This is a genomic window from Micromonospora sp. NPDC047707 (assembly GCF_040704235.1).
Classification (GTDB): domain Bacteria; phylum Actinomycetota; class Actinomycetes; order Mycobacteriales; family Micromonosporaceae; genus Micromonospora.
The window spans coordinates 56,737-72,664 of record NZ_JBEYSU010000020.1 but is presented as its reverse complement, the minus strand read 5'-3'; the positions used below and the strand labels follow the sequence as shown (position 1 = coordinate 72,664).

The 15,928-nt window shown below is 71.0% G+C and carries 9 protein-coding genes; 5 read left to right on the top strand and 4 right to left on the bottom strand.

From position 1 onward, the window contains the following. Positions 1 to 43: 43 nt before the first annotated feature. Both AB0873_RS21095 and AB0873_RS21090 read right to left on the bottom strand, forming a co-directional pair. Positions 44 to 1,372, bottom strand: a complete 1,329-nt coding sequence (locus AB0873_RS21095) for an oligosaccharide flippase family protein (protein ID WP_196255700.1) — start codon at positions 1,370 to 1,372, stop codon at positions 44 to 46. Between the two features lie 79 nt (positions 1,373 to 1,451). After that, positions 1,452 to 2,849, bottom strand: a complete 1,398-nt coding sequence (locus AB0873_RS21090; protein WP_366601482.1) for an oligosaccharide repeat unit polymerase — start codon at positions 2,847 to 2,849, stop codon at positions 1,452 to 1,454. A 176-nt stretch (positions 2,850 to 3,025) separates the two neighbouring features. Here AB0873_RS21090 and AB0873_RS21085 point away from each other — a divergent pair, with 176 nt between their 5' ends. After that, positions 3,026 to 6,130, top strand: a complete 3,105-nt coding sequence (locus AB0873_RS21085) for a M14 family zinc carboxypeptidase (RefSeq protein ID WP_366601480.1) — start codon at positions 3,026 to 3,028, stop codon at positions 6,128 to 6,130. A gap of 96 nt (positions 6,131 to 6,226) precedes the next feature. Then, a complete protein-coding gene (locus AB0873_RS21080; RefSeq protein WP_155332939.1) occupies positions 6,227 to 7,156 on the top strand; it encodes an NAD(+)/NADH kinase in 930 nt (309 codons plus the stop codon). Between the two features lie 6 nt (positions 7,157 to 7,162). On the opposite strand, the gene pgm is transcribed toward AB0873_RS21080, so the two are convergent. Beyond that, the gene (gene pgm / locus AB0873_RS21075) at positions 7,163 to 8,809 is read right to left on the bottom strand and encodes a phosphoglucomutase (alpha-D-glucose-1,6-bisphosphate-dependent) (protein WP_366601478.1); all 1,647 of its coding nucleotides are present in this window, start codon (positions 8,807 to 8,809) and stop codon (positions 7,163 to 7,165) included. Further along, positions 8,806 to 10,038: a glucose-1-phosphate adenylyltransferase gene (gene glgC, locus AB0873_RS21070; protein WP_366601476.1), complete on the bottom strand. Its 1,233-nt coding sequence runs from the start codon at positions 10,036 to 10,038 to the stop codon at positions 8,806 to 8,808. Before glgC ends, pgm begins: the two co-directional genes overlap by 4 nt. 94 nt (positions 10,039 to 10,132) lie before the next feature. Between glgC and glgA the strand changes: the two genes are divergently transcribed. The 3 genes from glgA to glgB all read left to right on the top strand — a co-directional run bounded on the left by glgA (position 10,133) and on the right by glgB (position 15,641). Continuing rightward, positions 10,133 to 11,332: a glycogen synthase gene (glgA, locus tag AB0873_RS21065; RefSeq protein WP_366601474.1), complete on the top strand. Its 1,200-nt coding sequence runs from the start codon at positions 10,133 to 10,135 to the stop codon at positions 11,330 to 11,332. A 131-nt stretch (positions 11,333 to 11,463) separates the two neighbouring features. Continuing rightward, positions 11,464 to 13,551, top strand: a complete 2,088-nt coding sequence (locus tag AB0873_RS21060; RefSeq protein ID WP_366601472.1) for an alpha-1,4-glucan--maltose-1-phosphate maltosyltransferase — start codon at positions 11,464 to 11,466, stop codon at positions 13,549 to 13,551. Further along, a complete protein-coding gene (gene glgB / locus AB0873_RS21055; protein ID WP_155332944.1) occupies positions 13,539 to 15,641 on the top strand; it encodes a 1,4-alpha-glucan branching protein GlgB in 2,103 nt (700 codons plus the stop codon). Before AB0873_RS21060 ends, glgB begins: the two co-directional genes overlap by 13 nt. The last annotated feature ends 287 nt before the right edge of the window (positions 15,642 to 15,928 follow it).

Genomic DNA, 15,928 nt, shown 5'->3' with positions numbered 1-15,928 from the left:
ATGCGTTGCGATTCGGAACATCGACGATGACCTGGCGAGAGCATCACTCGGCCCGGGCCGGCGCTAACTCCGACACCTGAATCGCAGACAACGTTTGCTGAGCCCGGTGGCGCCGGACCGTCCACAGCGAGAGGAGCCAACCGGCCACGTACGAGGCCGCCGCCGAAATTCCGAACGCCCACACCGCCAACAGCGGCGAACCGTCGGACATGGCCACCGCGCAAACCGCTCCCGTTACCAGCAGCACGCGGCCCGCGTCCCAAGCCAGTTGCAGGCCCTGCCGACCGAATACGACAAGGGTCTGCGACATCGGTGATGCGACGAGCTGCGTCGCGGCGTAAACCGCCAGCGCCTGTGCGTACAGCCCGCTGTTCGCCCACTGCGCCCCAAAGAGCCAGACGAAGACCGGCGGGGCACCGAGGGTGACGACCACGAGCCCGACACCGGCGATGACGGCCAGTTGCCGGCTCGCTCGATGGAACAGCCGTTCGATGCGTAGGCCGTCACCGCTACGTGCGGTGCGCGACAGCTCCGCGAGGTACACCTGGGCTACTGCCATGCCTAGAAGCGCCGCCGGCAGCGCGAGGACCCGTTGTGTCAGACCGAGCCAGCCGGCCACCTCCGCGCCGTAGCGATAGGCGATGAGCAGAATCGGTACCTGCAACCCGATGACGTTGAGGAGCCCGGACGGTCCCATGAGGAGCGGGAAACGGCGGTGACGCACCGCGGTCCGCCAGAGCGTCGAACGTCGCGCCGCGATCTCGCCAGGGCGGATCCGGCGGGTCTCCCGGGCCAGGCTGAGGGCACCGACGAGATAACCGGCCCCAAGCCCCAACGCCATCCCCCCGGCCTTCAAGCCGGCCACGCCGGCGCCGATCTGCGTCAACAGCATCGCGCCGGACTGAAGGAGGTTGCGCCGGCCGATCGCCACGTACCGGCGGTGCCGGATCGCGAACTGGTTCAGCACCAGGACGGCACCCATGGCAGCGGCGGTCCACGGGGTCAACCAAAGCCACGACCGCAGCGCCGGCTGACCGAAGAGTGCAGCGGCCTCCTCCCGCACCATGGCGACGACGACAGTCCCCAGCAATGCGGTGACCAGGGTTGTCACGAGGCCGAGGGTCACCAGGGCGAGCGCATCGCGGTCGCGTTGCGGCAGTGGGATCGCCAGCTCGAATCGCCCGGCGGCGACTGTCCCCACTATCGCCGCCAGGGTGGCGAGCACGGCGAAGGCGCCGAAGTCCGCAGGGCTGTAGAGTCTTGCCAGCAGCGGTGCGGCGAGCAGTAGGAGCAACTGGCCGGTGCCACTTCCGGCCGCGATGCTGAGTACACCCAGCTTGCTTCCACCGAGTCGATCGCGGATGGTCCCCACCAGGCCGGCTGGCCCGCGCGCGGGCCGTATGCGCGGTGGGTTGCTGCCGGGCGGCACAGCGGGTGACGGGCGCACCTCGTCAGATCTGCCGGAAGGCGGCATGCCGCGACGCATGCTGCCCCCGATAGGACAGACCCGACGGCACCGTGACGAGTGCGGCGGCCGGCCGGGGTTGCCGGCGAACAATGACGGATCGCCGGTAGCCACGACCGATCCGGCTGCCCCAATACCACAATGCGAGGTAGCTGACCAGGCCGACGTTGAGGGGAGCCTCGATGCCACCCGCCATCCACGTGCCGAGAACCGCGGTGGTGCCGGAGAACCCGACGAGTTCCAGGGAGTTGTAGTGAGCGCGGCGCAGGGTCCGCTGCGTCAGAAGCTGGAGCAGCACACCGAAAAGGGCCGCGAAAATGATCAGCCCTGCGGTGTCAAAGTTGTAATGGACCGAGCCCCACAGCGAGGGTGGCGACGTTCCCCGGGTCGATCCGTAGAGGATGGCGAAGACCTCGTTGCTCAGGGTGCTGCCACGATTTCCCGGCAGGATGCCGGCGAGTCCCTGCAACCATTCCCCGCCATAGCGGACCGGACTGTCGGCGGTGTAGACAAAGGCCGCAAGGCCGGACGCCTGGTTGTCGTTCAGGAAGCGCCTGCCCAGGTCGGTGATCGCAGTTCGCAGCGGACTATCGGCACTCCCGTCACCCCTGGCCAGCACATAGGTGGACAGCAGCATGAGCGGCAGACCGATGCCCAGCGGCATCAGCAGGGCCGCTCGCGGCAACCGGCGACGGTGGTGCAGGAACGTGTAGACCATCGAGGTCAGCAGGAACGTCACCAGCGCACCACGCTGACCGGTGGCCATCAGCGCGAGCAGAGCTACCGCCCCGAGCACCAGCGAGGCGACCCTCGCGAAGGTCCCACGCCGGTTGAAGGCCCACACGATCAGGATGAGCGTCAACGAGGGTAAGATCACGTTCTTGAACTGGTTGACGTACCCCGGGAAGAAGTATGCGTCGCCCGCGTACGACTCCAGGCGGAGTGTCGCGATGTCCGCGGGTGCGCCACTCAGCTGGCCGCGTAGCCCTTCGAGGAACGCGCTGTACCCGACCGCCGTGAAGTAGACCACCGTAACAAGGATGGAGATGCCGACGACGGCCAGGATCGCTGCCGTGGGCGGTACCAGGGTCACCCGGTAGCCCGAGTAGGAGGTCCGGACCTTGGCGGAGATCGCCTCGTTGTGCGCCAGAACGAGGTAGGTGAACAAGCTTGCGGTGATGTAAATGGCGACCGCCGCCGCGAGCAGCTTCGCATAGAAGACCTGAACCTCGGAGGCGGGATCGACCAACTGGATCGTGCCGTAGAGCATCACCAGCTGGGACACGAGGAACAGTCCGTCCGGGGAGAGGAGCCCGTAGCGGCGGACGGCGACCCAATAGTGGATCATGGCCCACCCGAGGACCAGTAAAAACGTCAGGATCATTTCCGGTCCCCCGTTCTCCGCCGACGATGGCTCAACGATGGCTGTCCGGTCAGGTCACGCGCCCTCGACAGCCGCGATGACGCGCCCGCAAGCAAGCCGGTGCCCTTAAGGGCATTGACATATCTCATCGCCATCGAAAAGCTCGCGTCACAGGTCCTTCCACACCAGGAGGCGCAATGAGGCGCACACGGCTGGCGATCGTCGGCGTGTTCACTCTGGTCGGCGCGCTCGCGCTGACCGCACCGGCAAGCGCGCGGCCGCCGTCCGACCCGGCCGGCCGCGACGGTCTGGAGGTGTACGTCGGCACGGTGAACCCGGAGCAGTTGGAGAAGCTGCGTCACGCCGGCGTCGACCTCGGTCACGACCACGCCGAGACCGACCGGTCGGGGCAGACCCGCATCGAGACGGTGCTCAGCAAGCGGCAGGCGGCACGACTGGCCGGCCAGGGCGTGAAGTTGGAGGTCAAGAAGGTACGCGGCAAGGACGCCTCGCAGGCGCTGCGCGAGCAGGCGGCGGCCGGTTGGTCGGCGTTCCGCTCCTACAGCGAGCCGGGCGGGATCCGGGACGAGATCACCGCCACCGCCGCGCGGTACCCGCGACTGACCAAGGTGGAGACCATCGGCCGGTCAGTGCAGGGCAAGCCGATCCTCGCGGTCAAGGTCACCAAGGACGCGAAGAAGGTCCGTGACGGCAAGCGGCCGGCGGTGCTCTACGCGAGCGCCCAGCACGCCCGCGAGTGGATCACGCCGGAGATGACCCGGCGCCTGATGCACCACCTGCTGGACAACTACGGCAGCGACCGCGACATCACCCGGCTGGTGGACACCACCGAGCTGTGGTTCGTGCCGGTCGCCAACCCGGACGGCTACGACCACACCTTCACGCCCGGCAACCGCCTCTGGCGCAAGAACCTGCGGGACAACGACGGTGACGGGCGGATCACCACCGCCGACGGCGTCGACCTCAACCGCAACTTCAGCTACAAGTGGGGGTACGACAACGAGGGCTCCTCCCCCGACCCGAACGGCGACACCTACCGCGGCCCGGGCCCGAACTCGGAGCCTGAGACCAAGGCGCTGGACCAGCTGTTCCGGCGGGTCGGCTTCGAGTTCCTCGTCAACTACCACTCCGCCGCCCAGTTGCTGCTCTACGGCGTGGGCTGGCAGGTGAGCACGCCCACCCCGGACGACGTCATCTACGAGGCGATGGTCGGCGACGACGCCAACCCGGCGGTGCCCGGCTACGACCCGGACATCTCGGCGGAGCTGTACACCACCAACGGCGACACCGACACGCACGCCACGGTCCGCTACGGCACCCTCGGCTTCACCCCCGAGATGTCGACCTGCCAGGCGGCGGCCGCCTCCGACCCGGACGACGAGTGGCGCCCGGAGGACTGCGTCAGCAGCTTCATCTTCCCCGACGACGAGGACCTGATCGCCGCCGAGGTGGCGAAGAACCTGCCGTTCGCGCTCGCCGTGGCGAAGTCCGCGCACGACCCCGACGACCCGGTGTCGGTGGTCGGCCGCAGCACCGCCGACTTCGTGGTCGACGACTTCGACACGTCGTACGGGCGGAGCCAGCAGGTCGCCTCGATCACCCGCCGCGCCCTGAAGAACGTGCGGATGCACTACACGGTCAACGGCAGCCGGCCGAAGACCGTCAGCGTGCGCGAGTGGCAGGGCGGCGAACGGTACGGCAACACGCACGACGACTACTACGCGGAGCTGCGCGGCACGGTGGCCGGCACCCGGCCGGGCGACCGGGTCGAGGTCTGGTTCAGCGGCAACAAGCCGGGAGCCGGGAAGGTCACCAGCGACCGGTTCACGTACCGGGTGCACGACGACATCGGTGGCGACGTCTTGGTGCTCGCGATGGAGGACGTCACCGGGCTCAGCCCGGCCCAGGGCGTCACCACCGCGAAGTACGCCGACGAGATGGCCGCGGCGCTGACCGCGGCGGGCCGCACCAGCGACGTGTACGACTTCGACACGATGGGCCGCGCGGCCCCGCACCCGCTGGGCGTGCTGTCGCACTACGAGACGGTGCTGTGGGAGACCGGTGACGACGTGATCCCCCGGGCCCCGGGCCAGGTGCCGGGGACGACGACCCGGTCGGCGCTGGAGACCGAGCTGGCCGTCCGGGACTACCTGAACGAGGGCGGCAAGCTCCTGCTCAGCGGCAAGTACGCGCTGTTCGCGCAGGCCGCCAACGGCCAGTACGCGTACCAGCCGAACGGGCCGGCGGAGTGCACCGACCCGGACGACGCCACCTGCCTGCCGCTGCTGAACGACTTCCAGCAGTACTGGTTGGGTGCGTACACGTACGTCAGCGACGGGGGCAGCGGCGCCGACGGCCCGTACGCGGTGACCGGCGAGGACGACGCCTTCGCCGGTTTCGCCGGCACGCTGAACGCGCCCGGGTCGGCGGCCAACCAGGACCACACGGCGTCGTTCCTGACCACGTCGAGCTTCCTGCCGCGGGACCAGTTCCCGCAGTTCGCCAGCTCGGCACCGGTCGGCTGGGAGCGGCCGGGTGCCGCGCCGTTCGACCCGCGCACCGGTGACTGGTACCTGTGGAGCGGGCAGGCCGACGAGTCGTACAAACGGCTCACCCGCACCATCGACCTCACCGGCGCCAGCAGCGCCGAGCTGCGCTTCTTCACCTCGTACGACATCGAGCCGAACTGGGACTACCTGATCGTCGAGGCGCACGAGGTGGGCAGCGACGCCTGGACGACCCTGCCGGACGCGGGCGGGAAGACCGGCACCGGCACCGGTGAGAGCTGCGCGTCCGGCTGGGTGGAGCAGCTGCACCCGTGGCTCGGCCGGTACCAGGGGGCGGACTGCTCGCCGACCGGCACCACCGGCAGTTGGAACGCCGCGACCGGCGCTTCGAACGGCTGGCAGGAGTTCGTGGCCGACCTGTCCGCGTACGCCGGCAAGAAGGTCGAGGTGTCGATCTCGTACGTCTCCGACTGGGGCACCCAGGGCCTGGGGGTCTTCCTCGACGACACGCGCGTGGTCGTCGACGGCGCGACGGTCGCCGAGACCTCGTTCGAGACCGACCTGGGCGGCTGGACGGTGGCCGGCCCGCCGCCCGGCTCGGCGGGCAACGCCACCGACTGGGCGCGCAGCCAGCAGGCGTTCGAGGAGGGCGCGGCGGTGGTCACCGCCGACACCGTCTACCTCGGGTTCGGCCTGGAAGGGCTGGCTCCGGCGGCCCGCGACGACCTGGTGAAGCGGGCGCTGACCCACCTGACGGGGGCGGCGCGCCGCTGACGGTCCTCCCCCGGTGCGCCGGCGGTCCACCCGGACCGCCGGCGCACCTGCCGTTTCCGGCCGCCGAGCCCGCCCACAGTGTGGTGAGCTGGGACCATGGATCGGATCCGGCTCGGGCTGGTGCTGCACCCGACCCGGGACGTCACCGAGGTGGTCGGCATCATCGCCGACTGGGTGGCCCGGCACCGGATGACCCTGGCGGTCCGGTCCGAGGACCGGCACCGGGTGCCCGCCACCGTGGAACCGCTTCCCGCCGACGAGGTGGCGACGGTCTGCGACGCGCTGATCAGTATCGGTGGGGACGGCACGATGCTCGGCGCGCTGCGCTCGGCGGTCCGGGACCCGAAGCCGGTGCTCGGCGTACACCTGGGCCGGCTCGGCTTCCTGGTCGAGGTGGAGCCACCGGACCTGCCGGCGGCGCTGGAGCGGCTGGCGAACAAGGACTTCGTCGTGGAGCGGCACAGCTGCCTGGCCTGTGACGTGTGCGGCGACGACCTCGTGGCCTTCAACGACGTCGCGCTGGTCCGGCAGCCGGGCTCGGGTTTCGTCACCGCCACCCTCGGGGTGGACGGCCAGCGGTACGGCTACTACCGCTGCGACGCGCTGGTGGTGAGCACGCCGACCGGGTCGACCGCGTACAGCTACGCGGCGGGCGGGCCGCTGGTCTCCCCGGCGAGCGACGCGGTGGTGGTCACGCCGTCCGCGCCGATGGCGGGGATCTCCCGCTCGGTGATCCTCTCTCCCGACGAGCGGATCCGGCTGGAGCTGACACCGGGATCCGCGCCGGTCGCGGTGGAGGTGGACGGTCTGGTGATCCGGGACGCGGCGACCGAGGGCGCGGTCGAGGTGACCTACCGCCGCGACGCCGGGCTGGTGGTCCGCTTCAACCCACGCCGCCACCAGGAGCGCAACCAGCTCAAGCTGAGCCTCCTGGACCTGCCGTTGCTCCCCGAACAGCTCCGGGAACTGCTCCCGGCCAACCTCCGCGACCAGCTGAACCGCCGCGAACTGCCCCCACCCCGCTGACCCCGGTCAGGCCTTGGCGAGGACCGCGGAGACCAGGTTCTTCGCCTCCTCCTGGATGCGGGTCAGGTGGTCGGGGCCCTGGAACGACTCGGCGTAGATCTTGTACACGTCCTCGGTGCCGGAGGGGCGGGCCGCGAACCAGCCGCTCTCGGTGGTGACCTTGAGCCCGCCGATGGGTGCGCCGTTGCCGGGTGCGGTGGTGAGCGTGGCGGTGATCGGCTCGCCGGCCAGCTCGGTCGCCGTCACCTGATCCGGCGACAGCCTGCCGAGCACCGCCTTCTGCTCCCGGGTGGCCGGGGCGTCGATCCGGGCGTACGCGGGCGCGCCGAAACGACCGGCCAGCTCGGCCCAGTGCTCGCTGGGTGTCCGGCCGGTGGTGGCGATGATCTCGGACGCGAGGAGACAGAGCAGGATGCCGTCCTTGTCGGTGGTCCACGTGCCGCCGTCCCGCCGCAGGAAGGACGCGCCCGCGCTCTCCTCGCCGCCGAAGCCGACCGCGCCGTCGAGCAGGCCGGGCACGAACCACTTGAAGCCGACCGGCACCTCCAGCAACGGGCGCCCCAGGTCGGCCGCCACCCGGTCGATCATGGACGAGGACACCAGGGTCTTGCCGACCGCGGCGGCCGGACCCCACTGCTCCCGGGTGCGGAACAGGTGGGCGATGGCCACCGCCAGGTAGTGGTTCGGATTCATCAGGCCGCCGTCGGGGGTGACGACGCCGTGCCGGTCGGCGTCGGCGTCGTTGCCGGTGGAGACCTGGTAGTCGGCGCGGGCAGCGATCAGCGACGCCATCGCGTTGGGCGACGAGCAGTCCATCCGGATCTTGCCGTCACCGTCGAGGGTCATGAACCGCCACGTCGGGTCGACCGTGGGATTGACCACGGTGAGGTCGAGGCGGTGCCGCTCGGCGATCTCACCCCAGTAGGCGACGCTGGCGCCGCCGAGCGGGTCGGCGCCGATGCGCACCCCGGCCGCCCGGACCGCGTCGAGGTCGAGCGCCGCCGGCAGGTCGTCGACGTAGCGGGCGAGGAAGTCGTACGAGCCGGTGGTGTCGGCGGCGCGCGCCCGCGCGTACGGGATGCGGCGCACCTCCTTGAGCCCGGCGGCGAGGATCGCGTTCGCGCGGTCCTGGATCCACTTCGTGACGTCGGTGTCGGCCGGCCCGCCGTGGGTCGGGTTGTACTTGAACCCGCCGTCATCGGGCGGGTTGTGCGACGGGGTGATCACGATGCCGTCGGCGAGGCCGCTGGTCCGCCCCCGGTTGTGGGTGAGGATGGCGTGCGAGACGGCCGGGGTGGGCGTGTAGCCGTCCCGGCTGTCGACGAGCACGGTGACCTCGTTGGCGGCGAGCACCTCCAGCGCGTCGACCGTGGCCGGGGCGGAGAGCGCGTGGGTGTCGCGGCCGAGGAACAGCGGGCCGTCCAGCCCGCGCTCGCGGCGATAGTCGCAGAGCGCCTGGGTGACCGCGAGGATGTGGTCGGAGTTGAAGGCGTTGCGCAGCGACGAGCCCCGGTGCCCGGACGTGCCGAAGGAGACCTGCTGCGCCGGGTCCTCCGGGTCGGGGTGCTCCGCGTAGTACGCGGTGACCAGCACCGGCACGTCGACCAGGTCGGACGGCTGGGCGGGCTGACCCGCGCGGGGATGCGTGCTCACGGCTCCACCTTCTGCCCCTTGCCGATGACGACGATGCCGTTGTCGGAGACGGTGTAACGCTGCCGGTCCTTCTCCAGGTCCACGCCGATCTCGCACCCCTCGGGCACGTACACGTTCTTGTCCAGGATGGCCCGGCGGATCACGGCGTGCCGGCCGATCTCGACGCCCTCCATGAGCACCGCACCGTCCACGTGCGCCCAGGAGTGGACCTTGACCTTGGGCGAGATCACCGAATTCTCCACCAGGGAGCCGGAGATCACCGCACCCGGCGAGACCATCGACGCCACCGCCCGGCCGACCCGCTCGCCCCACTGGTGGACGAACTTCGCCGGCGGGAAGGGCGGTTGCTGGCTGTAGATCGGCCAGTCGAAGTTGTACAGGTTGAACACCGGGTGGACGTTGATCAGATCCATGTGGGCGTCGTAGAACGAGTCGAGCGTCCCCACGTCACGCCAGTAGCCGCGGTCCCGGTCGGTGCTCCCCGGGACCTCGTTGTCCTTGAAGTCGTAGACGTTCGCCTCGCCCCGCTCGACGAGCATGGGGATGATGCTGCCGCCCATGTCGTGCTTGCTGGTCTTGTCCTCCGCGTCGCGCTCCACCGCCTCGCAGAGCGCCTTCGTGGTGAAGACGTAGTTGCCCATCGAGGCGTAGATCTGGTCGGGCGCGTCGGGCAGGCCCACGGCGTCGGTGGGCTTCTCCCGGAAGGCCCGGATGCGCCGGCCGTCCGCACCGACCTCTATGACGCCGAACTGGTCGGCCATGGACAGCGGCTGCCGGATGCCCGCCACGGTGACCCCGGCGCCGGAGGCGATGTGGTCCTCCACCATCTGCCGCGGGTCCATCCGGTAGATGTGGTCGGCGCCGAAGACGATCACGTAGTCGGGCTGCTCGTCGTTGATCAGGTTGAAGCTCTGGTAGATCGCGTCGGCGGAGCCCGCGAACCACCACGGGCCGCGGCGCTGCTGCGCCGGCACCGGGGTGACGTAGTTGCCGAGCATGGTCGACATCCGCCAGGTCTGGGTGATGTGCCGGTCCAGCGAGTGCGACTTGTACTGGGTCAGCACCACGATCTTGAGAAATCCGGCGTTGGCCAGGTTGGAGAGGACGAAGTCGACCATGCGGTACATCCCGCCGAACGGGACGGCCGGCTTGGCCCGGTCCGTGGTGAGCGGCATCAGGCGCTTGCCCTCCCCACCCGCCAGGACGATCGCGAGCACCTTGGCAGCCATGTCCCGACGCTAGCGACCCTGCCGCGACTTCACCACTCGTACGCGCACAGTTCCGCACCCGGTGCGGCGCTGGTTTCTGCACTAGGGTGCCGGCATGACCGACGTCCCGCGGCTCCGCGTCGACCTGCTCACCCGCGAGTACCCGCCCGAGGTGTACGGCGGGGCCGGGGTGCACGTCGAGTACCTGGCCCGCGAGTTGCGCGCCCTCGCCGACGTCCGGGTCCACTGCTTCGGCGCGCCGCGCACCGAACCGGGGGTCACCGCGTACGCCGAACCGCCCGGCCTGGCCGGCGCGAACGCCGCGCTGCGGACGATGGGCGTGGACCTGGAGATGGCGGCGGGCTGCGCCGGCACCGACGTGGTGCACAGCCACACCTGGTACGCCAACCTCGGCGGGCACACGGCGAAGCTGCTGCACGGCGTGCCGCACGTGGTGACCGCGCACAGCCTGGAGCCGCTGCGCCCGTGGAAGGCCGAGCAGCTCGGCGGCGGGTACACGCTGTCCTCGTGGTGCGAGCGGACGGCGGTGGAGGCGGCCGACGCGGTGATCGCGGTGAGCGCGGGGATGCGGCAGGACGTGCTGATGGCGTACCCGGCGGTGAACCCGGACCGGGTGAAGGTGGTCCACAACGGCATCGACACCACGCAGTACGCCCCGGACCAGCGCACCGACGCCGTCGACCGGCTCGGGATCGACCCGTCCCGACCCAGCGTCGTGTACGTCGGGCGGATCACCCGGCAGAAGGGCCTGCCGTACCTGCTGCGGGCCGCGCGCGAGCTGCCCGCCGACACCCAGCTCGTGCTGCTGGCCGGCGCGCCGGACACCCCGGAGATCGCCGCCGAGGTGGAGAGCCTGGCCGCCGAGCTGCGGGCCACCCGCTCCGGCGTGGTGTGGGTCGCCGAGATGCTGCCCAAGCACGAGGTGATCCAGGTGCTGACCCACGCGACCGTCTTCGTGTGCCCGTCCGTCTACGAGCCGATGGGCATCGTCAACCTGGAGGCGATGGCCTGCGAAACCGCGGTGGTGGCCACGGCCACCGGCGGCATCCCGGAGGTCGTCGCCGACGGCGAGACCGGCCTGCTGGTACCCATCGAACAGGCCGGGGACGGCAGCGGCCGGCCGCTGCACCCGGAGCGGTTCGTCGCCGACCTGGCGGCCCGGATCAACGAGCTGCTGGCCGACCCCGCGCGGGCCGCCGAGCTCGGCCGGGCCGGGCGGCGACGCGCGGTGGAGCACTTCTCCTGGCACACCATCGCCCACCGCACCATGGAGGTGTACCGGTCGGTGATGTAAGGAAGGGCCCCCTGTTAACGCCTCCGGTAGAGGAAGGGCCCCTTCTTGACAGCGCCGGCCGCTGGCCGCGCGGGCCACCGACCGTGGCGCTTGGTCGAGCGCGAAGCGATCTTCCGCAGTAGGTTGGAGCGGTGACTGGTCGCTTCCCGATCGAAGACGTCTCCCCCGTCGTCTCGTGCGGCCGCTACCCGGCCAAGGCGGTCGTCGGCGAGCTGGTCCCGGTGTCGGCCCGCGCCTACCGCGAGGGCCACGACGCGCTGGGCTGCAACGTGGTCTGGCTCGGCCCGGACGGGCAGGCCCGGCCGTTCACCCGGATGGTCCCCGGCGAGCCGGGGCAGGACCGGTGGCACGCCAGCATCCGGCCGGACGCGGTCGGCGAGTGGACGTTCACCGTCGAGGCGTTCGCCGACCCGTACCTGACGTGGCAGAACGCCGTGACCAAGAAGATCGCCGCCGGGCAGGGCCCCGAGGACCTGGCCAACGACCTCGCCGAGGGCGTCCGCGTGCTCACCGCCGCCGCCGAACTGGTGCCCGCGGGCGACCGGAAGCGGGTGGCCGGCGCGGTCGCCACGCTCGCCGATCCGGCGCTGCCGCTCCCCCGCCGGGTGGGTCCCGCGCTGGAGCTGGCCGACCTGCTGTGGGAGCACCCGGTACGGGAGCTGGTCACCACCGGCGACGGGTACCGGCTCTGGGTGGACCGGAAGCGGGCGCTCTTCTCCGCCTGGTACGAGTTCTTCCCCCGCTCGGAGGGCGCGATCCCGGCGACCGTCGACACGCCGGCCCGCTCCGGCACGTTCGCCACCGCCGCCGAGCGCCTGCCGGGTGTCGCCGCGATGGGCTTCGACATCCTGTACCTGCCGCCGATCCATCCGGTCGGCCGGATCAACCGCAAGGGCCGCAACAACACGCTCGTCGCCGGGCCGGACGACGTGGGCTCGCCGTGGGCCATCGGCGCCGCCGAGGGCGGCCACGACGCCATCCACCCCGACCTGGGTACGCCGGAGGACTTCCGGGACTTCGTCGCGGCCGCCGCCGAGGCGGGCCTGGAGGTGGCGATGGACCTGGCGTTGCAGTGCGCGCCGGACCACCCGTGGGTCACCGAGCACCCGGAGTGGTTCACCACCCGCGCCGACGGCACGATCGCGTACGCGGAGAACCCGCCGAAGAAGTACCAGGACATCTACCCGCTGAACTTCGACAACGACCCGGAGGGGATCCGCGCGGAGATCCTGCGGGTGGTGCTGCACTGGGTCGGCGAGGGCGTGAAGGTCTTCCGGGTCGACAACCCGCACACCAAGCCGGTGAACTTCTGGCACTGGCTGATCGCCGAGGTCAAGAAGGTCGACCCGGACGTGCTCTTCCTCGCCGAGGCGTTCACCCGGCCGGCCATGATGCACGGGCTCGGCAGGATCGGCTTCACCCAGTCGTACACGTACTTCACCTGGCGGACGTCGGCCGCCGAGATGCGCGCGTACTGCGAGGAGCTGGTGGCGGCCGTCGACTACATGCGACCGAACTTCTGGCCGAACACGCCGGACATCCTGCACGAGTCGCTCCAGCACGGCGGCCCGCCGATGTTCAAGATCCGGGCGGTGCTGGCCGCGCTGCTCTCCCCGTCCTGGGGCATGTACGCCGGTTACGAGCTGTTCGAGCACGTCGCCCGTCCGGGCGCCGAGGAGTACCTGGACAACGAGAAGTACGAGCTGCGCCCCCGCGACTGGGCCGGCGCGCAGGCGCAGGGGCGTTCGCTCGCCCCGTTCATCGCCACCCTCAACCGGATCCGACGGGACAACCCGGCCCTGCACCAGCTCCGCAACCTGGTGTTCCACGCCATCGACAACCCGGCGCTGCTCTGCTGGTCCAAGCGCGACGCGGACACCGGCAACACGGTGATCATGGTCTGCTCCTTCGACTCGCACGGCGTGCAGTGGGGCAACACCACGCTGGACATGCCCGCGCTGGGCTTCGACTGGCACGAGCGGTTCACCGTGCACGACGAGCTGACCGGGGCCAGCTACGACTGGGGTCAACGCAACGCTGTCCGGCTCGACCCGTACCTGCACCCCGCGCACGTGCTCACCGTGCGCCGCCCGGTCCCGCCCGCGCCGGCCCCACCGCCGGCCGCCGCGCCGGCCGACCTCACCGTCGAGGCCGTGCCCGACGACCTCTCCGGCGGCACCGCCCCCACCTCGAAGGACGAAGCCCGATGGACCAGCTGATCGCCGGCCACACCCACGATCCGCACGCGGTGCTCGGGGCCCACCCGACCGACGGTCGCACCACGATCCGCACGTTGCGCCGCGGCGCCGGCGACGTCGCGGTCCTCGTCGACGGGGAGCGGCACCCGATGAAGCGGGTCCACGACGCCGGGATCTTCGAGGCGGTCGTCCCCGGTGAGGTGCTCGACTACCGGGTCGAGGTCGACGGGCGGCCGCACGACGACCCGTACCGTTACCCGCCGACCCTCGGCGAGCTGGACCTGCACCTGATCGGCGAAGGCCGGCACGAGCGGCTCTGGGAGGCGCTCGGCGCCCGGGTGTTCGACGAGGGCGTGGCGTTCAGCGTCTGGGCGCCCAACGCGCGCGGCGTCCGGGTCGTCGGGGACTTCACCGGCTGGGCCCCGGACGACGGCTGGCCGATGCGCTCGCTCGGCTCCAGCGGCGTGTGGGAGGTCTTCGTGCCAGGGGTCGGGGTCGGCGCCCGGTACAAGTACCGCGTCCTGGGGCCCGACGGGCACTGGCGGGACAAGGCCGACCCCCTTGCGGCGTACGCGGAGGTGCCGCCGGCCACCGCGTCGGTGGTGCACCACTCGGCGTACGAGTGGAACGACGCCGCCTGGCTTGAGCGGCGGGCCCGGCGGGCGCCCCACCAGGAGCCGATGAGCGTCTACGAGGTGCACCTCGGCTCGTGGCGGCCCGGCCTCGGCTACCGGGAACTGGCCGAGCAGCTGACCGCGTACGTGACCGGGCTGGGCTTCACGCACGTGGAGTTCCTGCCGGTGATGGAGCACCCGTTCGGCGGCTCGTGGGGCTACCAGGTCACCGGCTACTACGCGCCCACCTCCCGGTTCGGCGACCCGGACGAGTTCCGCCACCTCGTCGACACCCTGCACGGCGCCGGCATCGGTGTGATCCTCGACTGGGTGCCGGCGCACTTCCCGCGCGACGAGTGGGCCCTCGCCCGCTTCGACGGCACCCCGCTGTACGAGCATCCCGACCCGCGCCGGGGCGAACACCCCGACTGGGGCACCTACGTCTTCGACTTCGGCCGCCGCGAGGTGCGCAACTTCCTCGTGGCCAACGCCCTCTACTGGTGCGAGGAGTTCCACGTGGACGGGCTCCGCGTCGACGCGGTGGCCTCGATGCTCTACCTGGACTACTCGCGCCAGGAGGGTCAGTGGGTGCCGAACCGGTACGGCGGCCGGGAGAACCTGGAGGCGATCGCGTTCATGCAGGAGACGAACGCGACGGTCTACCGGCACCACCCCGGCGTGGTGATGATCGCCGAGGAGTCGACGGCCTGGCCCGGCGTCACCCGGTCCACCGACGACGGCGGGCTCGGCTTCGGGTTCAAGTGGAACATGGGCTGGATGCACGACACGCTGCTCTACACCTCGAAGGACCCGATCTACCGGCAGCACCACCACCATCAGCTCACGTTCTCCCTCGCGTACGCCTGGAGCGAGAACTACGTGCTGCCGATCAGCCACGACGAGGTGGTGCACGGCAAGGGCTCGCTCGCCGGCAAGATGCCCGGCGACACGTGGCAGCGGCTCGCGAACGTGCGGGCGCTGCTCGCGTACATGTGGGCGCACCCGGGCAAGCAGTTGCTGTTCATGGGGTGCGAGCTGGCCGACGACCGGGAGTGGAGCGAGGAGCGCGGCCTCGACTGGTACCTGCTGAACGACCCGGGCCGGGCCGGTGTCCAGCGGCTGGTCGGCGACCTCAACCGCGTCTACCGCGACACGCCCGCCCTGTGGGCGCAGGACACCGAGCCCGCCGGGTTCCGCTGGATCGCCGGGGACGACGTCGCCAACAACACCGTCTCGTTCGTCCGGATCGCCCCGGACGGCGCGACGCTGGTCTGCGTGGCGAACTTCTCCGCGCTGCCGCTGGAGGCGTACCGGGTCGGCCTGCCCGCTGGTGGGACGTGGGCAGAGGTGGTCAACACCGACGCCCACCACTACGGCGGCTCCGGCGTGGGCAACCTCGGACAGGTACGCGCCGAGGACGTGCCCTGGCACGGGATGCCGGCGTCGGCGGCGCTCCGCGTACCTCCGCTCGGCGTCCTCTGGCTCCGCCCCGCCTGAGCGGCGGCGTCGCCCGCCCGGCCGCATCCGGCGGCGGCTCGGCGGTCCCGGCGGCTCGGCGCCCGGCGGTGACCCTCGCGACTCCGTCGACGTCGCGGCGTCCGGTTCGCCGGGGGCCTCGCCGTCAGGTCTGGTGGATCGTCAACTGTCAGCGGCCGACGGTCACTCCGGGTGCCGCTGAGTCGCCCAGTTCGTCACGCTGAGTGGATAGTTTGGCCTTCAGGCGTAGATTGTCTGAACTCCGTCCGCTGCCCTGCCGTACCGCACATCGGATGCCGGCCACTTCC

Bases quoted from the DNA above. Each gene is read 5' to 3' on its own strand.
- AB0873_RS21090 (WP_366601482.1), bottom strand. From the start codon at position 2,849: ATGATCCTGACGTTTTTACTGGTCCTCGGGTGGGCCATGATCCACTAT.
- AB0873_RS21085 (WP_366601480.1), top strand. From the start codon at position 3,026: ATGAGGCGCACACGGCTGGCGATCGTCGGCGTGTTCACTCTGGTCGGC.
- AB0873_RS21080 (WP_155332939.1), top strand. From the start codon at position 6,227: ATGGATCGGATCCGGCTCGGGCTGGTGCTGCACCCGACCCGGGACGTC.
- glgC (WP_366601476.1), bottom strand. From the start codon at position 10,038: ATGGCTGCCAAGGTGCTCGCGATCGTCCTGGCGGGTGGGGAGGGCAAG.
- glgA (WP_366601474.1), top strand. From the start codon at position 10,133: ATGACCGACGTCCCGCGGCTCCGCGTCGACCTGCTCACCCGCGAGTAC.
- glgB (WP_155332944.1), top strand. From the start codon at position 13,539: ATGGACCAGCTGATCGCCGGCCACACCCACGATCCGCACGCGGTGCTC.